23 protein-coding genes are annotated in these 26,308 nt (G+C 60.4%); 18 read left to right on the forward strand and 5 right to left on the reverse strand.

Going from position 1 to position 26,308, the window contains the following annotated elements:
• From DevBK_RS20080 to tnpC, 4 genes are all read left to right on the forward strand, one after another.
• Positions 1-165 (forward strand): transposase domain-containing protein (locus tag DevBK_RS20080; protein WP_317186821.1); only part of this gene is annotated, 165 nt, incomplete at its 5' end.
• A gap of 447 nt (positions 166-612) precedes the next feature.
• Complete coding sequence (locus DevBK_RS20085; protein ID WP_317186775.1) at positions 613-984, forward strand: transposase; 372 nt, start codon at positions 613-615, stop codon at positions 982-984.
• A 17-nt stretch (positions 985-1,001) separates the two neighbouring features.
• Positions 1,002-1,325 (forward strand): IS66 family insertion sequence element accessory protein TnpB, encoded by a 324-nt coding sequence (tnpB, locus tag DevBK_RS20090; RefSeq protein ID WP_317186776.1) that lies wholly within the window; start codon positions 1,002-1,004, stop codon positions 1,323-1,325.
• Between the two features lie 72 nt (positions 1,326-1,397).
• Complete coding sequence (gene tnpC, locus DevBK_RS20095) at positions 1,398-2,984, forward strand: IS66 family transposase (RefSeq protein WP_317186777.1); 1,587 nt, start codon at positions 1,398-1,400, stop codon at positions 2,982-2,984.
• A 468-nt stretch (positions 2,985-3,452) separates the two neighbouring features.
• On the opposite strand, the gene vapC is transcribed toward tnpC, so the two are convergent.
• Together vapC and vapB are read right to left on the reverse strand one after the other, a co-directional pair.
• Positions 3,453-3,851, reverse strand: a complete 399-nt coding sequence (gene vapC, locus DevBK_RS20100; protein WP_317186778.1) for a type II toxin-antitoxin system tRNA(fMet)-specific endonuclease VapC — start codon at positions 3,849-3,851, stop codon at positions 3,453-3,455.
• A complete protein-coding gene (vapB, locus tag DevBK_RS20105) occupies positions 3,851-4,081 on the reverse strand; it encodes a type II toxin-antitoxin system VapB family antitoxin (protein ID WP_317186779.1) in 231 nt (76 codons plus the stop codon). Before vapB ends, vapC begins: the two co-directional genes overlap by 1 nt.
• A 581-nt stretch (positions 4,082-4,662) precedes the next feature.
• On the opposite strand from vapB, the gene DevBK_RS20110 reads away from it, so the two are divergent.
• From DevBK_RS20110 to DevBK_RS20160, 11 genes are all read left to right on the forward strand, one after another.
• Positions 4,663-5,898: an ABC transporter substrate-binding protein gene (locus tag DevBK_RS20110; RefSeq protein ID WP_317186780.1), complete on the forward strand. Its 1,236-nt coding sequence runs from the start codon at positions 4,663-4,665 to the stop codon at positions 5,896-5,898.
• 218 nt (positions 5,899-6,116) lie between these two features.
• Positions 6,117-7,148: a sugar ABC transporter permease gene (locus DevBK_RS20115; RefSeq protein ID WP_317186781.1), complete on the forward strand. Its 1,032-nt coding sequence runs from the start codon at positions 6,117-6,119 to the stop codon at positions 7,146-7,148.
• A 1-nt stretch (position 7,149) separates the two neighbouring features.
• Positions 7,150-8,040: a carbohydrate ABC transporter permease gene (locus DevBK_RS20120; protein WP_317186782.1), complete on the forward strand. Its 891-nt coding sequence runs from the start codon at positions 7,150-7,152 to the stop codon at positions 8,038-8,040.
• Positions 8,041-8,045: 5 nt separating this feature from the next.
• Positions 8,046-9,095 (forward strand): sn-glycerol-3-phosphate ABC transporter ATP-binding protein UgpC, encoded by a 1,050-nt coding sequence (locus DevBK_RS20125; protein WP_317186783.1) that lies wholly within the window; start codon positions 8,046-8,048, stop codon positions 9,093-9,095.
• A 1-nt stretch (position 9,096) separates the two neighbouring features.
• Positions 9,097-10,614 carry an amidase gene (locus tag DevBK_RS20130; protein ID WP_317186784.1) on the forward strand — a complete coding sequence of 506 codons (1,518 nt, stop codon included), beginning with the start codon at positions 9,097-9,099 and terminating at the stop codon, positions 10,612-10,614.
• 113 nt (positions 10,615-10,727) lie between these two features.
• A complete protein-coding gene (gene hisD / locus DevBK_RS20135; RefSeq protein ID WP_317186785.1) occupies positions 10,728-12,053 on the forward strand; it encodes a histidinol dehydrogenase in 1,326 nt (441 codons plus the stop codon).
• 50 nt (positions 12,054-12,103) lie between these two features.
• On the forward strand, positions 12,104-12,817 hold the full coding sequence (locus DevBK_RS20140) for an SDR family NAD(P)-dependent oxidoreductase (protein ID WP_317186786.1): 714 nt from the start codon (positions 12,104-12,106) through the stop codon (positions 12,815-12,817).
• Positions 12,802-13,872, forward strand: coding sequence for a LacI family DNA-binding transcriptional regulator (locus tag DevBK_RS20145; RefSeq protein WP_317186787.1), 1,071 nt, complete (start codon positions 12,802-12,804; stop codon positions 13,870-13,872). Before DevBK_RS20140 ends, DevBK_RS20145 begins: the two co-directional genes overlap by 16 nt.
• 96 nt (positions 13,873-13,968) lie before the next feature.
• Entirely contained in the window at positions 13,969-15,015 is a 1,047-nt protein-coding gene (locus DevBK_RS20150; protein WP_317186788.1) for a cupin domain-containing protein, read from the forward strand.
• A gap of 4 nt (positions 15,016-15,019) precedes the next feature.
• Complete coding sequence (locus tag DevBK_RS20155) at positions 15,020-16,150, forward strand: cobalamin-independent methionine synthase II family protein (RefSeq protein ID WP_317186789.1); 1,131 nt, start codon at positions 15,020-15,022, stop codon at positions 16,148-16,150.
• Positions 16,151-16,160: 10 nt separating this feature from the next.
• Positions 16,161-16,862 carry an RraA family protein gene (locus DevBK_RS20160; protein WP_317186790.1) on the forward strand — a complete coding sequence of 234 codons (702 nt, stop codon included), beginning with the start codon at positions 16,161-16,163 and terminating at the stop codon, positions 16,860-16,862.
• On the opposite strand, the gene DevBK_RS20165 is transcribed toward DevBK_RS20160, so the two are convergent.
• Positions 16,855-17,766, reverse strand: a complete 912-nt coding sequence (locus DevBK_RS20165; protein ID WP_317186791.1) for an SDR family oxidoreductase — start codon at positions 17,764-17,766, stop codon at positions 16,855-16,857. The two genes, DevBK_RS20160 and DevBK_RS20165, sit on opposite strands and share 8 nt — an antisense overlap.
• Positions 17,767-17,866: 100 nt before the next feature.
• On the opposite strand from DevBK_RS20165, the gene DevBK_RS20170 reads away from it, so the two are divergent.
• Positions 17,867-18,679 (forward strand): helix-turn-helix transcriptional regulator, encoded by an 813-nt coding sequence (locus tag DevBK_RS20170; protein ID WP_317186822.1) that lies wholly within the window; start codon positions 17,867-17,869, stop codon positions 18,677-18,679.
• 32 nt (positions 18,680-18,711) lie between these two features.
• Here the strand turns inward: DevBK_RS20170 and hisD (DevBK_RS20175) are convergent, their stop codons facing one another.
• The gene (gene hisD / locus DevBK_RS20175) at positions 18,712-20,001 is read right to left on the reverse strand and encodes a histidinol dehydrogenase (protein ID WP_317186792.1); all 1,290 of its coding nucleotides are present in this window, start codon (positions 19,999-20,001) and stop codon (positions 18,712-18,714) included.
• A 172-nt stretch (positions 20,002-20,173) separates the two neighbouring features.
• On the opposite strand from hisD (DevBK_RS20175), the gene DevBK_RS20180 reads away from it, so the two are divergent.
• The gene (locus DevBK_RS20180) at positions 20,174-22,108 is read left to right on the forward strand and encodes an alpha/beta fold hydrolase (protein ID WP_317186793.1); all 1,935 of its coding nucleotides are present in this window, start codon (positions 20,174-20,176) and stop codon (positions 22,106-22,108) included.
• A 167-nt stretch (positions 22,109-22,275) separates the two neighbouring features.
• On the opposite strand, the gene DevBK_RS20185 is transcribed toward DevBK_RS20180, so the two are convergent.
• The gene (locus DevBK_RS20185; RefSeq protein WP_317186794.1) at positions 22,276-23,403 is read right to left on the reverse strand and encodes a PLP-dependent cysteine synthase family protein; all 1,128 of its coding nucleotides are present in this window, start codon (positions 23,401-23,403) and stop codon (positions 22,276-22,278) included.
• Between the two features lie 303 nt (positions 23,404-23,706).
• Here DevBK_RS20185 and DevBK_RS20190 point away from each other — a divergent pair, with 303 nt between their 5' ends.
• Entirely contained in the window at positions 23,707-26,211 is a 2,505-nt protein-coding gene (locus DevBK_RS20190) for a PIG-L family deacetylase (protein ID WP_317186795.1), read from the forward strand.
• The last annotated feature ends 97 nt before the right edge of the window (positions 26,212-26,308 follow it).

Here is a 26,308-nt window from a genome sequence, read left to right on the forward strand (position 1 = left end):
GGTGCCGAAAACTGGGCAGTCATCGCCTCGCTGATCGAAACCTGCAAGCTCAATGGCGTCGATCCCTACGCTTGGCTCGCCACGACCCTCCGCGCCATCGTGAGCGACCACAAGCAGAGCCGCGTCAACGATCTGCTCCCGTGGAACTATGCCGCCGACGTGTGATGGGCACACCGCTTACCTTCTGTCGGATTCAGAGGCATGTCGTGATGGAAACTCTGGGTAGCTCATCGGCGAAACCCAATAGCCGTATAATGCAACTGCCTGACTCGCATCATCGCCGCGACGGAGGCATCCAACCCAGCCTAAAATCACTGGCGGAAAGGCAGAGGTCATGTTTTTGGGCAGAATAGCGCACCAATAGAGACAAGATCGTCTTTCGTTATATAATAAAATCTGTTATATTTCAAATTTTTAGATAATATAATTAAGTGGTAAAATAGTGATTTTTGCCTCCGAAGACAGTCTTCTCTGATACGTTCTTTGATCGATGAGAGATAAAGATCATATCGACGTCAGTTGCTAAGTATTGTAAGCGCGAAGTGCGGGCCGTCTGCCGTTTTGGTTGGTTGTCTTATATGAATGCAGGGATTGGCGGAGGTGTCAGTTTCTGTGTCTAGGGTTGAGCGTTCGGACAAAAGTTTTCATTTGATCGAGGCCGTGCCGGACCGGTTCGAGGGTGCGCCTGTTGTGCCGCACCGGCGTTGGTCGGACAGCTTCAAGTTGGAGGCGGTAGCACGGAGTTTGGAGCCCGGCGTCAACGTTTCGGCGCTGGCGCGGGAGATCGGCATCAGGCCGCAGCAACTTTTTGGGTGGCGGCGGGCGGCCAGGGCGGTGTCGGAAAGCTCGAGCGCACAGGTGACGGAGACATCGGGCGGGGCGGGAACGCTGGAGATCGTTATCGGCCGCGTGACCATCCGCGTTGGCGTGGATGTGGGCGAAGATCAGCTTCGCCGGGTGATCCGGGCGGTCCAGTCGGCATGATCCCGTCTGGAGTGAAGGTGTTCCTGGCGAGCCGGCCGGTGGACTTCCGGAAGGGACCGGACGGGCTGGTTGGTCTGGTGCGCGATGCCGGGTCAGATCCGTTCAATGGCTCGATCTACGTGTTCCGTTCGAAACGGGCGGATCGGGTGAAGCTGGTGTGGTGGGACGGAAGCGGCCTGTGCCTTTACGCCAAGCGGCTGGAGAAGGCGAAGTTCTGCTGGCCGCAGCTTGGGGAAGCGCGGGTGAAGTTGAGCCATGCGCAGTTGCTGGCGCTGGTGGACGGCATGGATTGGACGAAGGTCAGGATGGTACGCTCGAGTCGTCCCCAATCGGCTGGGTAAAAGCCTGCGGCGGAGTGACTCAAGGGGCGGAAAGACCAGGAAATCCCGGCAGATCTGTGCTCTGCTCCGGACATGGAAACGCCTGCTGAACGTGATCTTCCGGACGAGGTCGAAGCGCTGAAGGCGCTGCTGCTGGCCAAGCAGGCCGAGACCGAGCAGTTGCATGCCGAGATCGCGGAACGCAAGGCGATCAAGGCTGCCGATGACCTTAAGATCGCCAACCTGACCTCGATCATCACCATGCTGCAGCGGGCGCAGTACGGGACGCGCTCGGAAAAGCTGCGGATCGACCCGCTCAACGACGACCAATACGCCTTCGTGTTCGACGAGCTGGAAACGGGGCTGTCGGAACTGTCGGCGGGCATCGAGAAGCGCGACGGCAACCCGGCTGCGCGCCCGCCACGGCCGCGCAAGGGCTTTGGTCCGCATTTGGAGCGTGTCGAGGTGGTGATCGAGCCGGAGGTTCCGGCCGGCTGTGAGGGGTTGGAAAAGACCAGGATCGGTGAGGACGTCTCGGAGCGCCTGGACGTGACGCCGGCGAAGTTCCGGGTGATCGTGATGCGCCGCCCGAAATACGCCTACCGTCTTGCCGATGGCGAAGACCTGATCGTGCAGGCGCCGGTGGCGCCGCGCCTGATCGAGGCGGGGATCCCGACCGAGGCGCTGCTGGCCCATGTGGCGGTCAGCAAGTATGCCGACGGCCTGCCGCTCTACCGGCAGCAAGAGATCTATGCCCGTGACAAGGTGGAGCTGGACCGTTCGCTGCTGGCCCAGTGGATGGGCAAGCTCGGCTTCGAACTGGCTCCGCTGGCCGAACGCGTGCTCCACCACATCAAGCAGGGAGAGCGCATCTTCGCCGACGAAACGAGGTTGCCCACTCTGGCGCCCGGGTCAGGCAAGGTGAAAACGGCCTGGCTCTGGGCCTATGCCCGGGACGACCGGCCGTTTGGCGGATCCGGACCACCGATGGTCGCCTACAGGTTCGATGACAGCCGGGCCGGCGCGGTCGCGGCCGAACACCTCAGCGACTACCGCGGTATCCTGCAGGTGGATGGCTATGCCGGCTATGGCAAGCTGGAGGCGCACCAGGGCGCCAATGATGGCGTGCTTCTGGCCGGCTGCTGGGCGCATGCGCGCAGGAAGTTCTTCGAGCTCAAGGACGACGCCCCCTTCGCCGGCCGGGTGGTTGAAACCATGGCGCAGCTCTGGGCGATCGAGGGAGAGATCCGGGGGCAGTCCGCCACCACCCGCGCCGATATCCGGCGCCGGCGTTCGGCGCCGATCGTGGCCAGCCTGTTCGACGTGCTGGAAAAGGAGCTGCCCAGGCTCTCGGGCAAGTCCAGGCTCGCCGAGGCCATCCGTTATGCCAGGCACCGGCGCACCGTGTTCGAGCGCTTCCTGGACGATGGCCGCATCGACATCGACTCCAACATCGTCGAGCGAATGATCCGGCCCCAGGCCATCCTGCGCAAGAATGCACTCTTCGCCGGCAGCGACGGCGGTGGCCGCACCTGGGCCACCATCGCCACCTTGCTGATGACGGCACGTCTCAATGCCGTCGATCCCTTCACTTGGCTCACCCAGACCCTCGAGCGCCTCGCAACAGGTTGGCCGGACAGTCGCATCGACGAGCTCATGCCCTGGAACTACAAGCCCTGAACGGCCAAGGCTCCCCGCTTACTAAGTATTACCGAGCATTTGCGGTGGTCGGTGGAGCTTGCATCTGCGTGGCTCCAGCGCAAGATGTTGCCGAGTCCTGGGGCTTAACGGTAGATCCAAGAAACCAGACCCCTTGTTGATTGCGGTAGGAAACGGCAAGGCAATCTGCCGCCTTTCAAACGAGGCAGGGGGTTGCAATTCGATCTCGGTCGGATGCTGCTGAACCGAAACACAAGTCGGCACGTGGCCGTAAAGAGCCCTCGACCCGGCGAATGTCCGATAACGCCACTTATCGATCGCGCAACGGCTTCTCAAGCCTTGGAATTTGCGAGAGGGCTGCAAGGCCCGAAGCGATCCGCTTGCCGAACGCTCTGATGTCTTGAAGTCGTGGGCAAGCTTGATTTTTTTCGAATGATCTCTTGTACGGGATTTTCACCCAAGGGGCGCGTGGACGCCGTGGCAGATTGCTCACGTCCAATCTTCGATCCGCAGACCGGGCACACGCACGAATGCGTTAAGATTGTTCGTCACGAGAATGAGGCCTTTCGACCGGGCATGCCCGGAGATCATCTGGTCGTATGGGCCAATAGGTGTTCCTGCCCTTGCCAATTCCGCGCGCAATTGGCCAGTATGGGCCGCTGCATCCTCGTCGTAGCTCAGGACTTCGAGGCGAGCTGAGAAGCCCTCGATGACGGCAAGATTCTTTGCTGGCAACGAGGATTTTTCCGCCCCACAGATCAACTCCATAAGCGTAACCGCGCTGATGGATAGTCGCCCATGCTGACGCTCAAACGTCTCTCTGACGGTTTGTGGTTTGTTCTTTATGGTGAAAATGCAGATGTTGGTGTCGAGCATGTATTTGAGCATCAAAAGCCCTCGCGCTCCTGATCGAGTGGTTGTTCCCTTTTGGCCATGAAGTCTGCGGTGACATCATCGCCTTCGAACCAACTGCTCCAGGACTCTCCGGCCGGCGTGAGAATCCTGGTCCTGCCGATCGCCACCACATCAACGCGCTTCACATCTTCAGGCAAGGCTACAGCCTTGGGCAGGCGGACAGCCTGACTGCGATTGCTTTGGAATACCGAACCTTGGTCCATGGCTGTCCTCTTGGGATATACTTGATGTATATCTCAAAATGGTCGTTCTGATGGATATGTCAATGGGATATGCCATGGTGCTGCGTGGGTGTCTCGGAATTGCCTTGCCGAGAAAGCCATCGAGGAGCCACCGAGGCTGGTCAGCGCGATCGGGACGGAGCGGACGTCATGAAGGGCTGTGTCAAGGGAACGGATTGATAGCGGCTCTTAGCGATCGCGGCCTTTCCACCTCACATGGTGTTTCTTGAGGGCAAACTATAGGAAGTCCTTCGCACGGTTCCTGCGCCAGGCAGAAGGGCAGGGCGTGTTCGCCGAGCGATGACGGCTCTCGCATTGCCCAACGCTTGTTGCTCGTCTTCTATCTCTGAAACCAGAGTGGGGTGTTCGTTCGTCCAGCAAATGGCCAGGCGGAATCGATTTGCGATCTTGCTGAAGCGGCGGAAATATGCAAATTTCGGTTTGCATACGAATGCAAAACGGGGTGCAGACGTGTGTGTTGGCGGGAACGCCGACAGGGAGCGCGACTTCCAGGGACGTCGCGATAACGCAGCGGCACGCATGTGCCGAGCCAGGAGAACACAATGAAGCCCTTCTTTATGCTCGCCGTTTCGACGGTCGCTTTGGCCCTTGGAGCAGGTGCTGCTTATGCTGAATGCGGCATCGAGGCCGGTTCGGTCCGTATTCTGAGCAATGACTTCGAGGCGCTGCGCCTCGTCAATACCACGGCCGAAGAATGCGCCAGCGATAGCGTGACGGTCACGGCAAATGCGACGGCCGAGCACAAGAACCTGCAGGTGCCGGCGCTCTCGATCAATCCGGCCGAATATACGGTGGCAGTGGTCGCCAACAACTCCATCGTTCCGCTGATGAACGACGACCTCATCCGTCCGCTCGATGATCTCGTGGCTGAATATGGCGCCTCGCTGCAGCCGAACCAGCTGATCAAAATCGACGGCAAGACCATGGCCGTTGCCTTCATGGGCAATGCCCAGCACCTCTTTTATCGCAAGGATATCCTCGATAAGGCCGGCATTGCCGAGCCGAAGTCCTATGAGGACATCCTGGCTGCCGCCGAAAAGATCAAGGCTGATGGCCTGATGGAATATCCGCTGGCCGCTTCCGACAAGCCCGGTTGGGACCTCGCTGCAGAATTCGTCAATGCCTATCTCGGTACTGGTGGCGAATTCTTCGCGCCCGGTTCAGCCGAACTCGCGATCGACAACGAAAACGGGATGAAGGTGCTCGAGACCATGAAGGCGCTGACCGCCTATATGGATCCGGACTACCTGACCTTCGACGCCAATGGCATCCAGGCTGAATATAAGGCCGGCAAGGTTGCCATGATGGTGCAGTGGGGCTCGCTTGCGGGCGACATGCTCAAGGGCGAAGGCGCTGCCGAAGGCGTCGTCGAAAACACCGTGATGGCAGGCGCGCCAACCATCGGTGGCGGTACGGTTCCAGCCGTTGCGCTCTGGTGGGATGGTTTCACCATCGCCAAGAACATTTCGGATGAAGACGCTGCCGCCTCGTTCCAGGCCATGGTGCACGGCATTAGCCCCGAAATGGTTGCCGCCAACCCCGCAGTCGCGACCTGGCTCGTTTCCGGCTATGAACCCGGCCCGAACGCCGTTGGCGTGATCGCGACCGCCAATGCCGGTGCCCGTGCCTACCCGATGCAGCCCTATATGGGTCTTCTCCATACCGCGCTGTCTTCGGAACTGGCTGAATATATGGCCGGCAGTGAAGATGCAGCCCAGGCGCTTGCGGACGTCAAGGCTGCCTATGACACCGCTGCCAAGGAAGGCGGCTACCTCTAAAACTCCAGTTCGTTCGGCGCGGATTAGTCGCTCCGTCCATCAAACTGTGCTTCTCCCTCAATGGGGGAGGCGGGGCGGGCGGTGCGCTGCGGCGATCGCGGCCCACCCGCTCCACCCAATTTCCTCCCCACACGGGGGAGGCTGTCGACTGAAGCGTCGCGCCCGATCCGGTCCACGCTCAGTGCGTACTCCCCGCCCAAGCTTCGAGGAGGCATTGCATGCCGCACAAGACATTCTTTGCTTTCATTCTGCCCTCGCTGATCGCCATGGCGTTGTTCATCGCGCTGCCGATCGTTTCGGTCGTGGTGCAGAGCTTTCATGTCGAGCACGGGCGTGTCCTCGTTGAAGTGGAAAGCTGCCAGCCGTTTGGGGGCTGCACCACCGAGACGCGGGTCGATACCGCCGCCATGGCGGAGCTGAAGGCCGAACAGCCGATGGGCCAATTTAATGGCTTCGGGACATATCTCAATCGCGGCCATCTTGCGGTCAATGAAATCGGCGCCATCCTTGCCAATAATAGCGGCTTCGGCGACATCGTTGCCCGGGTCTACAACCTGCCTTTCTATAAGGCCCTGAGCTTTACGCTGGTCTTTTGCTTTGTCGTGACCCCGCTCGCCATGGCGCTTGGCTTTGCCATTGCGCTGGCGGTCAACACACTGCCCAAGGTGACCAAGGGGCCGGTGATCTTCTTTTCGCTCCTGCCCATGATTATCACGCCCCTGATCGGCTCGCTGATCCTTTATTGGATGATCCAGCCTAACGGGATCATCGGCGCGAGCCTCAGACACCTCTTTAACGATCCGACCCTGTCGCTGCGGCAGTCGCCCCAGCTCACCTGGTTCTCGCTGCTCTTTTACGGCGTCTGGACTAATGCGCCGTTCAGCTTTGTGGTCTTCTATGCCGGACTGCAGACCGTGCCGGCGGACACGCTGGAGTCGGCCATGATCGATGGCGCCTCTCGCTGGGAGCGCATTCGCTATATCGTCATTCCCCATCTCGCGCCGCTCGCTACTTTCGTTGCGCTCGTGCAGCTGATGGACAATTTCCGCGTCTTTGAGCCCATTGTCGGCTTTTCGGCCGAGGCCAATGCGACCTCGCTAAGCTGGATGATTTTCAATGATCTTGCCGGTGATGCGCAGCTTTTCGGTTCGGCAGGGGCCACTTCGGTGCTGACCATTATCGGCGTCGTGATCCTCCTCACCCCGGTGCTGATCCGCACCTGGCGCGAATTCAACCACAAGGTGGTCTGACATGTCCCAAGCTTCGCTGTCTCACAAGCGCCCGCTGGGCCTGAATATTCTGATCATCGGCTTCATCGTTGTCTGGGTGATCCTCGCCGCCTTTCCCTTCTTCTGGACGGTCTGGGGATCGTTCAAGGTCGAGCCAGACTTCTTTTCCCGCGAAAGCTGGTGGAACGCGATTTTTGGCACCTATACCCAGGGCCAGAACGATGGCAGCGCTTTTACCGGCTCTGGCTATTATGGCGCCTGGGTGACGCGCGAATTCTGGCGTGCCGTGGGCAATACGGCGATCGTTACCGTCTCGGTCACCGTGATTTCGCTAACTCTTGGCACCCTTGGTGGTTATGCCCTGGCGCGCTCGGGCCAGCGCTATGCCTTCTGGATCCTGATCCTGGCGCTCGTATTCCGCGCCATGCCGCATATTACCCTCGTCTCAGGCTATCTGCTGCCGTTCTTCCAACTCAATATCTGGGGCGTGTTGCCGACTTCGATCATCGTGCTCGTTGCCATCAACCAGCCCTTCACGCTCTGGATGTTGCACTCGTTCTTTCTCTCGATCCCCAAGGATCTCGATGAAAGCGCCATGGTCGATGGCTGCTCGCGCTTCGAGGCTTTTCGCCGGGTCATCATCCCCGTGATGTGGCCGGGCGTGGTGACGACGGGGCTTTTTAGCTTTCTCCTCGCCTATAATGACTTCGCGGTGACCTCGATGCTGCTCAGCTCCGACAACCAGACCATGGTGCCGAAAATTTCGAGCTTCCTCGGCTCGGTCCAGGAACAGGGTAATGTCATGTTCGCCGTGGCCGCTGTGGTTTCGGCCACCGTGCCGCTCTTTATTCTCGTGCTCTTCTTCCAACGCCAGATCGTCAGCGGCCTGACCGCCGGCGCAGTGAAAGGCTGATCCCGATGGCCCAGATCCGTCTCAAGAACGTCTCCAAGCGCTGGAACAGTTTTGTCGGTGTCGACAATTTCAACCTCGATATTGCCGACCAGGAATTCCTCGTTCTGCTCGGGCCTTCGGGCTGCGGCAAGACGACGACCATGCGCATGATCGCCGGGCTCGAAGACATTACCGAGGGCGAGATCTGGATCGGGGATCGCCTGGTCAACAAGCTAGAGCCCAAGGACCGGGACATCTCCATGGTGTTCCAGAGCTATGGCCTTTACCCGAACATGACGGTCTACGAGAACATCCGCTTCCCGCTCAAGGTTCGGAAGGTGCCGCAGGATCAGCACCACGAGCGCGTCATGGCCGCGAGCAAGATGGTCGAGCTCGACGACTTCCTGCAGCGCCGGCCTGCGGCGCTTTCGGGTGGCCAGCGCCAGCGTGTGGCCTTGGCTCGGGCCATCGTGCGCGAACCCAATGCCTTTTTGATGGACGAGCCGCTTTCCAATCTCGATGCGAAACTGCGTGTCTCGACCCGAGCCCAGATCAAGAACCTCCATCACACGCTCAAGCGCACGACGATCTATGTGACGCATGACCAGATCGAGGCTATGACCCTGGCGGACCGCGTCGTCGTGATGAACAAGGGTCTGGTGCAACAGGTTGGTTCGCCGATGGAGATCTATGATCGCCCGGCCAATACTTTTGTTGCCAGCTTCATCGGCTCGCCGGCCATGAACCTGATCAGCGGCAGTATCGAAAATGGCGTTTTTACCGCATCGGGCATACGGATCGAAGGTCTGACGTCGACCGCCAAGGGGCCGGTGACACTCGGCTTCCGGGCAGAGGACGCGACGCTCGCCGAGAGCAATGGACAGATCGAGGCGCCGATCTATACGGTCGAACTTCTCGGTGAAGCGACCATGCTCTCAATGCGCGTTGCGGGCGAGCTCGTGTCGATCAAGGTTGGCAAGGATTATCGCGCCGAGATTGGCGAGATGGCGCGCGTTGCCATTCCTGCCACGGCCTGTCATCTGTTTGATCACTCGACTGGTGCCCGGATCGCCTGAAATGTGCAGCGACGACCGGTCCGAACGGACCGCTTATTTCCGTGACCGTGCGGCCGCGGCTGGGCTCAGCCTGAGCGAGGGCGAGGCCGAAAGCCTCTTTAGCGTTGCCGCGTGGATGCGCGAAGGCCTTGTAGGATCGGCGCCGGAGGCACTCGATGATGCGGTCCTCGATCTCGATGTTGCCGAGCTTGGCGCTCGCCTACGGGATGGGCGCTTAACATCGGTCGCACTGGTCGAAGCGACCCTGAAGCGGATCTCCGAGCGGGACACGTCCTATTTGGCCTTTTATGCCATCGCTGCGGAACAGGCGCGCTTGAATGCCCAAAAGGCAGATGCTGAACTGGCGCAAGGACAGGATCGCGGACCGCTCCATGGCATTCCGGTGGGCATCAAGGACATGATCGATGTCGTCGGCCTTGCAACGACCGCCAATGCGCCTGGACGACGCGAAGCCATCGCAACCACGGATGCCGAAGTCGTGCAGCGCCTGCGCGAGGCTGGGGCCGTGGTGATCGGCAAGCTCGCAACGTATGAGTGGGGCACCGTAGGACCAGACAAACGCGGGCTCTTTCCACCAGCGCGCAATCCTTGGAGCCTCGAGCATATTACCGGCGGCTCGTCTTCGGGTTGCGCAGTAGCGGTCGCCGGCGGTCTTCTACGCACAACGATCGGCACGGATACGGGCGGCTCGGTGCGCGGACCGGCATTTTATTGCGGTGTGGTCGGCCTCAAGCCCACATTCGGGTCGGTGCCAAAGGATGGTGCGCTGACCATGTCGCCGAGCATGGACCACGTTGGGCCGATGAGCCGGACTGTCGCCGAGGCGGCGCTGACCTTTGACGTCGTTGCGGGCAAAAGCGGGGCTGAGATGGCAACGCGCCTCCTCGGTCAGTCGATTGCCGGGCTGAAAATCGGCTATGCCCGTGACTGGTTTGCCAATGATCCGCAGGTGATGCCATCCGTGCTCGCGGCAATGGATGCTGCCGTGTCCAAGCTCAGCGAGCTTGGTGCTCAGATCAACGAGATCGAGCTTCCGGACTACGCTTCAGTCGAAATAGCAGCGGCGGCAATCCTTCATAAGGAAAGCTTTGATTTTCATGCCGATGCGCTCCGGGAGCATCCTGAAGCCTATGGTCGTCGGGCTTTCCTCAGCCTTGCGGCAGGATTTGCCATCAGCGAGGGGGAACTGGCGGCAGCCCAGCAGATCGGACGAGAGTTCACGCTCGGGGTCAACCGGCTGCTCGAGGTGCACGATGTCATCATCACTGTCGGCGCATTGACCACAGCACTGGAAGCGGCGCCATTTGAAAAAGAAGCGGTATGGACCCCGATGCGGACCATCGGGTTCAACGTCTCTGGACACCCGGTTCTGGCCATGCCTATTGGTTTTGATGAAGGTCTGCCGATCGGTATGCAGATCGTGGGGCGCCATCACGACGAGGCCCGGCTGATCCAGGTCGGGCACGCTTTCGAACAGGCCACCGACTTCAGTCTGCAGCGACCGCCAAAGCCCTGCTGAATGCCGCGAAAGGCACGGCGTCCGCGCAATTGCACGGCATCGGTCCGCAGTCACCCCTTGTAGTTTTGCATACGTATGCATTATACTTGGCCGAGAGATAAAAGGAGCGTCCCATGCCAGTCTGGCTCAAGCGCGGTAAGGATGTCGAGGAGCGGGCGGAAGCCGATCGCCAGGTGCGAGCAACCGTCGAAGGCATCTTAGGCGATATCGAAAAGCGCGGCGATGCGGCCGTGCGCGAGCTCTCCCAAAAGTTCGACAAATGGGAGCGCGCGGACTTCCGGCTGAGCCAGCGGGAAATCGATGACTGCAAGGCGCAGTTGACCGATCAGGATCTGCACGACATCGAATTTGCCCAAACCCAAGTCCGCAACTTTGCACAAAAGCAGAAGGACACGATGCTCGACCTCGAAGTCGAGACCATGCCAGGCGTAACTCTTGGTCATAAGCACGTGCCGATTTCGGCTGTGGGATGTTATGTACCGGGCGGCAAATATCCGTTGCTCGCCTCGGCTCATATGTCGGTGCTGACCGCCAAGGTTGCCGGTTGCCCACGCGTCATCACCTGTGCGCCACCGTTCAACGGCAAGCCGGCGCCGGCGATCGTTGCGGCTCAGGCCATGGCCGGTGCGGACGAGATTTACGTCCTTGGCGGCATCCAGGCCATTGGCGCCATGGCGATCGGCACCGAAACCATCTCGCCGGTCGACATGCTTGTCGGCCCCGGCAATGCCTTTGTCGCAGAAGCCAAACGCCAGCTTTATGGCCGTGTGGGTATCGATCTCTTCGCCGGCCCAACGGAAACGCTGGTGATCGCCGACGAGACCGTTGATGGTGAACTCTGCGCCACCGATCTTCTGGGTCAGGCCGAACATGGCCCGACGAGCCCGGCGATCCTCCTGACCAATTCGGAAAAGCTGGCGCGCGATACCATGGCCGAGATCGAGCGGCTGCTGACGATCCTGCCGACCGCCGACATCGCAAAAAAATCCTGGGCCGATTTCGGCGAGGTGATCGTCTGCGAAAGCTACGAGGAAATGCTGGCTGAGGCCGATCGCATTGCGTCGGAACACGTGCAGGTCATGACCGATCGCGACATGTGGTTCCGCGACAACCTTTCCAACTATGGTGCATTGTTTCTCGGACCCCGCACCAATGTTGCCTATGGCGACAAGGTCATTGGCACCAATCACACTCTCCCCACGATGAAGGCGGCGCGCTATACCGGTGGCCTCTGGGTGGGCAAGTTCATGAAAACCTGTACGTGGCAGACAGTGACATCAGACGAGGCTTCGGCCACGATTGGCGCCTATGGCTCGCGTCTTTCGATGCTCGAGGGCTTTGTCGGCCATGCTGAACAGGCCAATATCCGCGTGCGGCGCTATGGCGGACGCAATGTGCCTTATGGCACAGCCGCTGCCCCCCTTAAGGCCGCTGAATAATGGCCCTGCCGCGGACGCCTTCCTTTCGGCTTGATGGCAAACGAGCGCTCGTGACCGGGGGCACGCGGGGCATTGGGCTCGGGGCGTCCGTGGCTTTGGCCGAGGCCGGCGCCTTTGTAACGGTGGCAGCGCGCACTGCCAGCGACGTCGAGAGTGTCGTCAACGCGATGGCAGATAGAGGGCTTGCGGCCGAAGGCGTTGCCATCGACATCACCGACTTTGAGGCGGTGCGTGCTTTCGTTGAAGAGAGCGAACCCTACCAAATTCTCGTCAATTCAGCCGGCACGGCGCGGCATAGCGCCATTTCCGCGATTACCGAACCTGACTACCAGGCGGTGATGCAACTCAATCTCGGGGCTACGATCTTTGTGTCGCAGGCCGTCGCGGGAAAACTGCAGGAGGCGGGGCAGGGCGGTTCGATCATCAATGTGTCCTCGCAGATGGGCCATGTCGGCGGGCCCAATCGCGCGGTTTATGCGGCCAGCAAACATGCTGTTGAAGGTCTGACGAAGGCCATGGCTATTGAGCTCGGTGCCAGCAATATTCGGGTCAATACGGTGTGCCCGACATTTATCGAAACCGAGCTGACGGCCAAGAATTTGAGCGATCCTGATTTTCGCTCCTGGGTTCTGTCCAAGATCAAGCTCGCACGATTAGGCCGGGTGGAGGATATCATGGGGCCAATCGTCTTTCTGGCCTCTGAAGCGGCGGGGCTGATCACCGGCACCGCGCTCTTGGTGGACGGTGGATGGACAGCGGAGTAAAAAAGTCGGGGGTGACCTCGTCGCAGGTGGCGCGCCGCGCGGGCGTGTCTCAATCGGCTGTTTCCCGCACTTTTACGCCCGGCGCATCAATCTCGCCAAAAACCCGTGCCAAGGTCATGGCCGCCGCCAAGGAACTTGGCTATCGGCCCAATGCTATCGCCCGCTCGCTGATCACCAATCGTTCGCGCATCATCGCGGTGGTGATGGCCTATCTCGAAAATCTCTTCTACCCCGACGTGCTCGAAGAACTGGGGCGCTTACTCGTCAAAGAGAACTATCGCCTGCTGCTCTTTACCGGCTTCATGGACCGCGATAGCGACCCGGTTTTCGATCAACTGATGCAATATCGTGTCGATGGCATCGTTCTGGCCTCCACCTCGCTCTCATCCGATCTGTCAGAAGAATGCGCCGCCGCGGGCATTCCCGTCGTGCTGTTCAACCGCACGACCGAGCGCGATGCGGTTTCGAGCGTGACGACGCGCAATCGCGAAGGCGGCCGGCGCGTGGCCGAGTTTCTCCTTGCCGGAGGCCATAAAAGGTTCGGCTATATTTCCGGGCTCGAAAGCTCCTCCACCAATCGCGATCGGTTTGCCGGTTATAAGGAAGCGCTGGCCGAGGCCGGGCATACCGAGATCGTCTACGAGGTCGCCAATTACGATCGCGCCGAGGCCGAGGAAGCGGCACGAAAAATGCTGTCGCGCCCCGACAGGCCCGATGCCTTGTTTGTGGCCAATGACCACATGGCAGTTGCCGTTATGGATGTGGCGCGGCACGAGCTGGGCCTCTCGATCCCGCAAGACCTTTCTATCGTCGGCTATGACGATGTCGGCCCGGCGCGCTGGACATCCTATGGCATTACCTCGATGAGCCAGCCACTCAAGCGCATGGTCGAGGCGACCGTCAGTATCCTGATGGAGCAGATCTCGAGCGGGGAAATCGAGGCCGAGCACCGCGTTCTCAATGGCGAGCTGATTGTCCGCTCCTCAGCGCGCTTACCTAAGACCGGCGTCGTCGAGGTCGAGGGAAGACGAATTTTCAAACCCGCAAAGAGCTGAAGCGATGCCGTCTTCGACATGCTTCCGCCCGCTTCGGAAGTCATATTGCATACGAATGCAAAACTGTTATCCTGCCACTGGAAAGAGGATGTCACCATGACCGAGAACAAGACCTGGACCCAGGCCGAAATGGAAAAGCGCCTCGTGCGCTACGCCGACCTCAAGGGCCTGCGCAATGCCTTTATCGATGCGCGGACGCCCGGTTCGGACCGCAAGGAAAACTTCACCATCATCGGGCCAGGCGTGTCGGAAAATCCCGCGCAGGTCGTGCATATCCCGGAAGCCCATGGCTTCAATTTCGGTGCCGCTCGCCAGCCCTTTGGCTGCACCAATTCGCAGCACTCGCACCTGACCGCCGAGACTTTCCTCGTCCACACCGGCAAATGGCGTTTCGTGTTCGGCGCGAATAAGGACGAAGGCTATCTCGACGTCGAGCCCGGTGACGTGGCGACGGTGCCGACCCACATGTTCCGTGGCTTTGAAAAGCGCGACGAGGGGACTGGCTTCCTTGCCGTGGTTCTTGGCCATGATGACCCGGGCAAGGTTGTCTGGGCGCCGAGCGTTTTCAAAATGGCCGAGGATTTTGGTCTCAAACTGCTCAAGGGCGGCAAGCTCGTCGATACGACGCTGGGCGAGAAGGTGCCGGAAGGCGCTGAACTTGAACTGCCGCCAGACGAGGCCAAGATGAAGGAACTGGCGACCCCGCCAATGTCGGAATTGGCCAAATATGCCATCAAGGCTGCCGACATCAAGGGTGACCCCAATTCGCCGCTCGCCGGCGAAGGCGTTGAAGAAGCAGGCGTCATTGGCGACGTTGATGGGCAGGACGGCATCAAGGCCGGCCCGATCGTTGGCCATTGGCAGCATGATTTCACCGTACGTCGCCTCAAGCTTGAAACCGGCGCAACTGTTCCGGCCCATTCCCGCTCCGAGCAGGAAGTGCTCTTCGTGCAGTCCGGCACGCTGGAATTTACCTGGGATGGCGGCTCGCTCATTCTTGGTGCCGGCGATACGCTGACCGTGCCTGTTGGGCTCGTCCACGGTTTCCGCAATCCGGCTTCGGCCGATGCGATCACCTTCATCATTCGCGGTGCAGCCTCCCCGGCCGCCCCGCAATTCGTAACCGCACAAGCCGCGGAGTAAGACTATGGCACACAAGATCCTCACCACTCATGTTGGCTCGCTGCCGCGCAGCAAACAGGTGAGCGATCTTGTTTTCGCCAAGGAAGCCGGCGTCCCGATCGAGGAGGCCGGCTTCAACGAGATCATTTCTGCAGCGGTCAAGGATATCGTTGCAAGCCAGAAGGCGGCGGGGATCGACTTGCCGTCCGATGGCGAAATGAGCAAGATTTCCTACGCCACCTATATCAAGGATCGGCTGACGGGCTTTGATGGCGACTCGTCCCGGCGTCCACCGGCCGACCTTGAGCTGTTTCCCAACTTTCTCAAGCGCCAGGCCTCTTCGGGCGGGACACCAACCTATCGTCGGCCCAAATGCGTCAGCGAGATCACGGTCAAAAGCCTTGAGCCGCTCAAAGAAGACGTCGAGGCCTTCAAGGCTGCGCTCCGCGCCAATGGTTATGCCAAGGGGTTCATGAACTCGGCGACGCCAGGCGTCATCGCACTCTTCCAGCCCAACGAATTCTATAAGACCCAGGACGAGTATCTCGAAGCAGTCGCTGAGGGCATGCGTGTCGAATATGAGGGCATTGTCGAAGCCGGTTTCATCCTGCAACTCGACGCGCCCGATCTCGGGCTTGGCCGGCACATGATGTATAAGGATCTCGATGACGCAGGCTTCGTGACCGCGGCTGAAAAGCATATCGAGGTGATGAACCACGCCCTGCGCAATGTGCCTGGAGACAAAGTGCGCATGCATGTATGCTGGGGCAATTACGAAGGCCCGCATATCTGCGACATCGCGCTTAAGAAAATTCTGCCCAGCCTTTTGAAGGCCAAGCCGCGGGGCCTGCTGTTTGAAGGCGCCAATCCCCGTCATGCCCATGAATGGGTGGACTGGAAAAATGTCGATTTGCCCGATGATTATGTGCTGATCCCGGGTGTCATCGACTCCACTTCGAACTTTGTCGAGCATCCCGAGCTGATCGCGCAGCGGCTCAAGAACTTCATCGACATTGTCGGCGCCGAGCGGGTTATCGCCGGGACCGATTGCGGCTTTTCGACCTTTGCCGGGTTCGGTGCGGTCGATCCGGATATCGTTTGGGCAAAGTTAAAGGCGTTGAGCGAAGGCGCCGAGATCGCCAGCAAGGCGGCGTGAGGAGATACGGATGGCAAAGATATCACCCGAAGCATTGGTGGCGCTCAAAAAGGCTGACACGCCAACCGTGTGCAATGCGCTTGAGCATGTGATGGGCGGCCGCACGGCCGAAGGCTTCACCAAGCATCCCGTGGTTTGCGCCGATCCCAGCCTGCCGCCGGTCGTCGGCTTTGCCCGCACGGCAAAGATCCGCGCGTCTTCGCCCGCCCAAAAGCCAGCGGCGGAGGTTCGCGCGCTGCGTATGCAATATTACGAATATGTCTCGGGCGGCGAAGGTCCGACCGTTGCGGTGATCGAGGATACCGATTGGCCGCACGTGATCGGCGGGTTCTGGGGCGAGATGCAAGTGGCCCAGCATAAGGGCCTGGGTGTTGCAGGGACTGTTACCAATGGTGTCCTACGCGATCTCGGCATGCTTGACGAGGGCTACCAGGTCATTGCCGGCGCCGTCGGCCCGAGCCATGCCTTTGTGCATGTGACGGAACTCGATTGCCCCGTCACCGTGTTTGGCATGAATGTGCGGCCCGATGACCTGATCCATGCCGATCGTCATGGCGCGGTTGTCATTCCCGCCGAGCATATTGAGCGCATGGTCTGGGCCATCGACGTTGTCATGCGCAAGGAAGTGCCGATCCTGTCTGCGGCGCGGGCGCCTGGCTTTACGGTCGAAAAGCTCCGCGCAGCCTGGCTTGAAGCGGACAAGATCAGCTAAGGCCGCGCTGGCCGGCATCGAAATAGGTGCCGGTCTCAAGGTCTTCGATGAGCCCCGGACCAGCCGGGGTCCAGCCCAGACGCTTCTGCGTCTCGATGCTGCTGGCCGACATGCCGAGCTGAGCGAACATGCCCATCCAACCAAAATGCGCGCTCGCTTGCGCGGCGGAAATGGACTGCACCGGCACGCCGAGGCGTTGACCGATCGTTGTTGCGATGTCGCGGAACGGGATGCCCCGATCGGCCGCAGCATGAAAGCGGCTCACGCCGCGTCCCATGGCCTTCAGAGCTTTCAAATAGACCTCGGCAGCATCTTCGACATGAACGGCTGACCAGAGATTGTCGCCCTTTTCGATATAGGCCGAGACGCCAGTGCGCCGGGCAATATCGATCAGGATCGGCACGAAGCCGTGGTCGCCATTGCCATGCACCGATGGCGCGAGGCGCACGATGCCGACCCGAACCCCGTTTTCGGCAAAAGCTGATGCGGTCTTTTCCGACACCCGGCCATTCCCGGCAGCGTGCGTGCTCGCTTCTTCCTCAATGACGGCGCGGCCGGGTGCGAGGCCGGCCAGACCCGAGGTGACGATCAGCGCTCGATCGCTCCCGGCAAGTGCCTGGCCCATGGCCTCGATGGCCGCCCGGTCGATGTCGGCGGCAAGCGCCATCTGGCTGAAATCGTGGCTATAACCAAGATGCATGACCGCGTCGGCGGCAGAGGCTGCAGCCCCGAGGATTTTGGTGTCGGCGAGATCGCCGCGCTCGACGCTGGCGCCGGCTTTGTCGAGCGCTGCAGCCGATTTCTCGGAGCGGGCGAGGCCGGTCACCGCGTGGCCTGCCGCCAACAAATGACGAATAACGGCGGAGCCGACAAAGCCCGAGCCACCAGTCACAAAAATTCGCATGGCTTTTCTTTCCTGTTGCGTGGTGGCAGGAGAATTAGGAGCGCGATAGCAGGCGGAAAAGCCGGGACCTCATACCGGTATGGCGACTAACAGGCTGGCGATGGATCAGAGCAACGAACTTGGGAGTTTCTTGCGCGAACGACGGGCCCGGCTCGATCCAGCTGCCTTTGGCATGCCGCTCGAACGGGAGCGAACCCCTGGCCCGAGGCGCGAGGAAGTGGCCCAGCTCGCCCATGTCAGCCCCACTTGGTACACCTGGCTTGAACAGGGCCGCGGCGGCGCGCCATCAGCCGATGTGCTCGATCGGCTGGCGCGGGCACTTGGGCTGAGCGCAGTCGAGCGCGAGCATCTCTATCTTTTGGCCCAGCATCGCCCGCCCAGGGTCGCACTGGTGGCGCCATCGCGGGTCACGCCGCAGCTGCGGCGGGTGCTCGATGCATTCGGCAATAACCCGGCGCTGATCAAATCGCCAGAATGGACGATCCTCGCCTGGAACCGCGCTGCACACGGCGTGCTCGGAAATTTCGCCGAGCCGACGGGCGAAGAGCGTAACCTCTTGCGCAATCTCTTCCTGCGCGGCCAGCATGGGCACCTGAGCAATTGGGAGGACCTTGCACGGATGATCGTTGGGAGCGTGCGGCGCGACCTGATGCGCACCGGCATGTCCCCTGAGGTCGAGGCCTTTATTGCCGAAGTGAGCGCGGGCAGTGCCCTATTCCGATCGATGTGGGAATCGGGGGAGGTGGCGCTGCATAATGAAGGCAGCAAACAGATTGCCCATCCGGTTATGGGCGTGCTGAACCTTGAATTTTCCACCTTCGCCGTCGATGGCGCACCCGATCTCGGGCTTGTGGTGTTCAACCCGGTGGGACCGGAGGACCGCCAAAAGCTGCGGACATATCTGGCAGAATGAAAAAGGCCGGCGTTTCCGCCGGCCCCATCGTTTTAGATTGCCTTGGCTTGCATGCGGTCAAGGCGGAGCTGGGCGGCGCGGCGGTGGCCTTCAAGGCCCTCGCTGGCCGACTGGCGCGCTGCCGGTGGGGCGACCTGCTTGACGCCTTCTTCGTCGAGCCACTGATGGGTCGCGATCTTGACATAGGCGCCAACCCAGAGGCCGCCAGTATAGCGGCCGGCACCCATGGTCGGGAGGGTGTGGTTGGTGCCCGAGTTCTTGTCGGAATAAACGACGCTGGCGAGCTCGCCGATGAAAAGGGAACCGTAATTCCTCAGCTTCTTGGCAAAGGCCTTGGCGTCAATGGTGTGGACCTGCAGGTGCTCGGCAGCAATCAGATCGGAGTAGGCGATCATCGCCGCTTCGTCTTCACAAACAGTGATTTCGCCGTAGTTGATCCATGCCTCGCGTGCGGTGTTGGCCGTCGAAAGAGTTTCGAGCTGGGCTTCAACTTCCTTGAGCGTTGCTTCGGCCAAGGCGCGGTCGGTGGTGATTAGGCCAACGCGGGTGCGGATGTCATGTTCGGCTTGGGCGAGGAGATCGGTGGCGATCATTTCAGCATCGCCCGAAGCGTCAGCGACAACGAAAATCTCCGAGGGGCCAGCGAGCTGGTCGATGCCCACGGGCCCAAAAACCTGACGCTTGGCTTCATTGACGAAAGCATTGCCGGGCCCGACGATCTTGTTGACGGCCGGCACGCTCTCGGTGCCATAAGCGAGGGCGGCAATGGCCTGGGCCCCGCCGATCTTGAAGATGCGATCGGCGCCAGACAGGGCGCAGCCGGCGATCATGGCCTTGTGGGCATTGGGCGGCAGGCAGGCGATGACTTCGTCGACACCGGCAACCTTGGCCGGGACAATCGTCATGATCGGGGCGGAAAGCAGGGGATAGCGACCACCGGGAACGTAGCAGCCGACGCGTTCGATCGGGATGACACGGTGGCCCATATGGACGCCCGGCAGGGTCTCGACTTCGAGCGGCAGGATGGTTGCGAGCTGCGCCTGGGCAAACTTGCGAACATTTTCGATAGCGAACTCGGTGTCCTTGCGGGTCTGGAGATCAAGTTCGTCGAGCGCTGCCTGGCGTTCTTCAGCGCTCACCTCGAAAACGTCGAGGTCGGACTTGTCGAACTTGGCCGAATATTCCCGAACTGCCTTGTCGCCATTGGCGCGGACATTGGCGATGATTTCGGAGACGAGGGTCTCGACCGGGGCGTTGTCGCCGATCGAAGAACGCTCTGGCGCCTTGACATAGGTGACGCCGGGGAAGGGGGAATTGCTCATAGCATCAGGTCTCCGAAACGACAGCAACAGGGAGCGATCCGTTACCATTCGGTGAACGTTGAGCGCCGCCCAAGAGGTGAGATTGATCTTGCATACGTATTCAAAATTTGCCAGAGTTTTTTGCGAAAAGAGCGTCCACCTTTGAGTGGGGGCGCGTCTCCGATCGGTCAAGATGAACACCCACGTCAATCCAAAGCTTGAGCATCAAGAGCCGGGCGCCGAGAGGCTACCGCTGGTGCTCCTGCCCGGAACAGCGTGCGATGGGCGGCTGTTTGCCCCGCTTCTGGCAAGCCTTGATCATCCTCAAGTCGAGATCAAGCCGCTAACGGGCGCCGGATCGGCACAGGCGATGGCCGCCAAACTGCTTAAAAAGCTGCCCGAGCGATTTTCGCTGCTCGGCGTATCGCTGGGCGGGATCGTTGCGCTGGAAATGATGGCACAGGCGCCCGGGCGCATCGAGCGGCTTGCGCTTATCGACACGACAGCGCGGCCCGACCCGGAAGCGAACTGGGCCGTCCGTCGCAAGGCTGTCGAGAACGCGCGAAACCGGGGCATGGCATCTTATATTCAAGACAGCTGGGCCAAGCTCGTCTCGCCCGCCCAAGCTGAGAATGCCACACTGCGCCAAGTCCTGATTGACATGGCCGAGGACGCCGGGGCCGATGTCCTGGCAGAGCAATCCGAGATTGCCATCGCGCGTGCCGACAGTCGGCCGCGGCTTGCCGCCATCGCGGTCCCGACCTTGGTGCTCGCTGGCGCCGACGAACAGGTCTGCCCGCTTGAAGCGCATGAAGAGCTGGCACGCGGCATCGCCGGCGCGCGCTATTTTACCATTCCACAAGCAGGCCATTTCAGCCCGCTTGAAAATCCGGCAGCCGTCGTGCGTCATGTGCGTGACTGGCTGGCCTGGACAAACCAAAACATCTCGAACGAGCCGTCACAGACCCAAGGAGCGGAAATGAGCGACGCAACGAGCAATCCCAAGACCAAGGGCGCTTCGCCCGTCGCCGTTGAAAACGTGCTGCAAGTGGAACGCCGCGATTATCCCGATCTCGCCCCGACCGATCGGCCGCGCTCGCAATCGCTCGAGGGCTTCGATGATATCTATACCGATATCGTCGACTACATCATCCGCTGCACCCACAAGATCTGGGACGAGCGCGATATCGGGCTGATCTACACCCACTATACGCACAACTGCGTGCTCTATGGCACGACCGGCACGATCTACAATCGCGAAGACGTGGTGCGTGACACAATCCAGCGTCTCGTTTCCTTCCCCGAACGCCGCGGCATGGGTACCCAGGTCATCTGGAACGGCAACGATCAGGATGGTTTTTATACGAGCCATCTCGTGACCGGTTCAGGCCGGCATACCCAATATGGCCATCTCGGCCAGCCAACCGGCAAGCCATTCGTCAGCCGCACGATCGCGGACTGCATGATCCACCAGAACAAGATCTATCGCGAATGGGTTGTGGCCGACACCATGGCCATCATCCAGCAGCTTGGGCTCGACCCCAATCACTTTGCCATGCGCACGGCCAAAGCCAAGTTCGACGCTGGCCTGATTTCGCTCGATATCGGGGAAAACCGTCGCTTCCTCGGCCAGACCCCGCCGACCGAAAAGGCAGACACCTCGCTGGCGCATAATGATGTCGAAGCCCAGACCATCGAAATGCTGCACGACGTCTTCACCAAGCGCATGTTCGGCCGCATTGCGCGTGATTATGCGCCCAATGCCCAATATCACGGGCCGCTGATGAAGGAGCTCTATGGCCATGCCGCCATCATTCATCAGCACCTGGGACTGATCGGCTCGCTGCCCGACGCCTCGTTCGAAATACAGCACGTTGCCTCGAACCCCTGCGAAGAAGGCGGCACCAAGGTGGCGGTGCGCTGGCTGATGGAAGGCCATCACCTCGGCTATGGCATTCTCGGCACTCTGGGCGACCCGACCGGCAAGCGCGTGCAGGTGATGGGCATGAGCCACTATCATTGGAAGAACGGCAAGATCGTTGACGAATGGAACGTCTATGACGAGTTGAGCCTACTCGTGCAGGTCAAGCTCGGCCAGCTCGCGGCGGAAGCCGGTGTCGCTGACTGATCTTTCTCTCCTTTGTCGCTGCCGGCCTTACGGTCGGCAGCGGACGGCGCAGCGATTGGGCTTTACTGCTCCTGATCGCGCATAATTCGAACGACGTGATCCGGATTTGACGTGGATCGGCGTGTGTCACGTCTATTACTGACTTCAGCCCGCTATTCTCGCGGTTGCTATGCCGTGACGCGACGCTGCGCTTGAGTGCAGTGGCCCTTGATCAAGGCCGGATCGAAAACGCCTGTCGCCATGACCTTTTCGATGCGATCCATATCTTGGGTGATATCGATGTCTTGCTGGCTCAACCAGTCGTCCGAAAAATAGGTTTGGGCGTATCGTTCGCCGCTGTCGCAGATAAGCGAGACGACGGAACCCGCTTCGTTGCGGCTGACCATTCCCGCCGCAGCCCACAAGAGACCGATGAAATTCGTCCCGGTCGAGCCGCCGACGCGGCGGCTGAGACGCTTGGAGAGCAGACGGGCGGCAGCGATCGAGGCAGTGTCGGGAATTTTCAGCATCGCATCGACAACATTGGGCAAGAATGAAGCTTCCATGCGCGGGCGACCGATGCCTTCGATGCGGCTGCCGCGCTTGCAGCAACAGGCGCTGCCAGTCTCGGTCCAGCCTTCGTAGAAGGCAGAAAATTCGGGGTCAGGGACGCAGAGCTCGGTCGGAAGACTCTTATAGAGAATGTAGCGGCCGATCGTTGCCGATGTGCCGCCCGTACCCGGGCTCATGACAACCCAGCGCGGGATTGGGTGACGCTCCATCGCCATCTGACGGAAAATCGACTCTGCGATATTATTATTGCCGCGCCAGTCGGTCGCGCGCTCGGCAAAAGTGAACTGATCGAGATAGTGGCCGCCGGTGCGGGCCGCCAAATTTCTGGCTTCATCGTAGATGGCCGAGGGCTCGTCAACAAAAACGCATTGCCCGCCATATTGCTCGATGGCTTCGATCTTGGTGCAGGATGTTGTTCGTGGCAGGACAGCATAGAATTTGAGACCGAGCAGGCGTGCATAATAGGCCTCGCTGACGGCGGTGGAGCCTGAAGACGCTTCGACGAGCGCTGTATCAGGACCGATCACTCCATTGCAGAGGCCATAGAGGATAAGCGAACGGGCGAGGCGATGTTTGAGGCTGCCGGTCGGATGACAGGACTCGTCCTTGAAATAGAAATCCACATCCGGGAAGCCGGGCAGCGCCATCGGGATGAGGTGGGAGTCGGCGGAACGCTGGGCATCTGCATCCAGCAGGCGGATAGCCCTGCTCGGCCAAGATTCTGAGTTTTCTTCAGGGACCATCTTCTGAGCACATCTTGCTATCTACAGCGCCTCATAGGGTACGATGTTCTGTGTAGTGGGTCAATTTTAGATTTTGGCCGTTGGCTAAATGGCGCCTTGATCTTGGTCGGTCTTATCGCCTCGCAAAGAGCTGAATTGGGTGAAAAGTTCTCTGGAACACAGGCTTCACCAATTTCGTGAAACAAATCGACATTAACACACTTGAGTTAAGTTAATCCGACTCACATAGTCCTGTCTTGAAGCTGTCATGTCGGCCGGCCGGAGGGGTGGCGACGCTGGCAGCGTAAGGAGAGGAACTCGTTCATGCCACGTTTGACCCGTCGAACTTTCATCGCCTCGGTGCCGCCGCTCTTGGCCGCCACACAAATTCCAGCCTGGGCTGCTCCTGCTTCGGATCTTGAGCTGATTGCTGCACAAAAGGGCGAGCCAGCGATCGTCAAACTCTATCGCCAGCTCGAACGTCTGACCTCCACCGTGACCTTGATGACGACCGGCGCGCATCCCGACGACGAGCCAAGCGGCATGTTGGCGGCCTTGCGCCATGTCTATGGTATCCGCCCAGTGCTTTATTGCATCACGCGCGGGGAAGGCGGGCAGAACGCCATCGGGCCGGAACGCGGCTCGGTCCTGGGCGTGCTGCGCACGCGCGAGATCACCGAAGCCTCACGCGCGCTCGATGCGTCTTTAGCTTTTGGCAGCCAGGGCCACCACGACAACATGCATGATTTCGGGTTTTCAAAGGACCCCAACCAAACGATCGACCGCTGGGGCCGCGACCGCGTGATCGAGCGCATGACTTGGGCGGTGCGCCACTATAAGCCCGACGTGATCATGAACTGCTTCCTCGATGTTGGCGGGCAGCACGGCCACCATCGTGCGGCCAATGTCGCGACCTTTATTGTGGCCGATATTTCGGGCAACGCCGAAGAATTTCCGGACCAGATCGCAGCCGGCCTGAAGACCTGGACCGTCCCCAAGATCTACCAGCCGGCATGGGGTGGTGGTGGCGGTGTCTATGACGACGAAACGCCGCCCCCGCCGACGACGCTCGTGGTGCGTGCGCCCGAACGCGATCCAATTTCCGGCGCCACGTTCCCGCAGATGGGCGAATGGTCGCGGTCCTGTCACCTGACGCAAGGGATGGGGACTTGGCGGCCCGATCCGCAGACCGAATGGCCTATCAACCTTTCCTGGGCTGCCAATGGCGAAGCCGGCAGAAAAGAGACTGACATTCGCGACGGTCTCATCGCTACGGTCGGTCATATTGCTGAACTCGATGGCATGCCGGCCGCTTCGGCTGACGCGCTGCGCAATGCGCAGGGGCTGATCGATGAAGCGCTGGCCGATTACGGCGATCCAGTCGAAGTGGTGAAGCGCCTTGTCGAGATCGGTAAGGCCGTTTCAGAAGCCCGTTCGACACTGCCTGCAGAACTTGAAGACCAAGTTGCGCACCGGCTCGATCGCAAGATCAGGGAAGTCGATCTGGCGCTCGCGACGGCCGCTGGCATGCGCGTGCGTGCCTATACCGATGGTGCCGATCTCCACCCGGGCGAAGACATCATCGTCAAGGCGATGGTCGATGCGCCGGATACCATTGCGGTCGATTCCGTCGAGGTGGTTGCCCGCAACGGCATTACCGGCGAAACGGCTAAGGATGGCGTCAAGGTGAGCGTTGCGGACGATGCCGCGCTGACCAATCCCCTGACCGAGCAATTTGACCCGCTCGGTGGTAATGGCGATGCCTTCGTGCGCCTGACGGCAACAATTGCCGGCCATAGGGCCGTGCTCGATGTCGATCTTGAGGATGCATTGCGGGTTCTGCCGGAAGCCTCGCTTGAGCTCAAGCCGGATGCGGTAGTGTTCAATACCGAAAGCGAAATCTCGCCGGTGGCTTTCACCGCCGTGGTTTCGGGCGGCACGACGGCAGACCTCGACTTCCAATTGCCCGAAGGTTGGGTCATGGCGGCCAATGGGGAGACGGGTTCGGAAGCTGGCACGTTCGAACTGACGCCGCCGGCCGAGCTCGGCACCGAGCGCATCACCATTGCGCCCAAGCTCCTCGGCAAGGAGGCCTATGCCATCAATGTCTTCACCTATCCCCATATCGGGCGATCGGTGGTGCCAACCGAAGTGGCGGTGCCGGTGCAATCGGTTGGTGCGGTCATTCCGGAAGGCAAGATTGGCTATATCGGCGGGGGCAATGATAATGTCGCCACCTGGCTCGAGCGCCTCGGCGTTGATCTTAAGGAACTGAGCCCGGCAGACATGGAAGCGGGCGCCTATCGCGATCTCGACACCTTGGTCGTCGGCATTTTCTCCTTCGGTCGCCGGCCGGATCTCGTCGCAGCGCTGCCGGGTATCCATGAGTGGGTGAAGAAGGGCGGTCATCTTGTGACGCTCTACCATCGTCCGTCGGATGGCTGGGATCCAGAGACCGTGCCGCTGGCATTCCTCAAGATCGGTTCGCCTTCGATCCGCTATCGCGTGACCGACGCCAAGTCGACGGTCGACGTGCTCGAGCCAGACCATCCGCTTCTCAACTATCCCAATGCCATTACTGAGGAAGACTGGGACAATTGGGACAAGGAGCGCGGGCTTTATTTCGCTTCGGAATGGGACGAGGCCTATGTGCCCCTGCTCGCTATGGCTGATGCGGGCGAGGAACCGCTCAAAGGTTCGCTGCTTTCCGCGGAAATTGGAGAAGGGCGTCACACCCATACCAGCCTCGTGCTGCATCACCAGCTCGACAAGCTGACCCCCGGCGCCTTCCGCATCATGGCTAATCTGATCCAGCCGGCCAAGCGCTGAAACACCTTCGGCTCGCGTAAGCTCCCAGCGCGAGCCGCTGCCGTGCCTCCTAACGCGGCGAAACCCTCGGCCATCCCAGGCCGGGGGGCTTTTTTTG

Source organism: Devosia sp. BK (assembly GCF_032907385.1).
Lineage (GTDB): Bacteria > Pseudomonadota > Alphaproteobacteria > Rhizobiales > Devosiaceae > Devosia.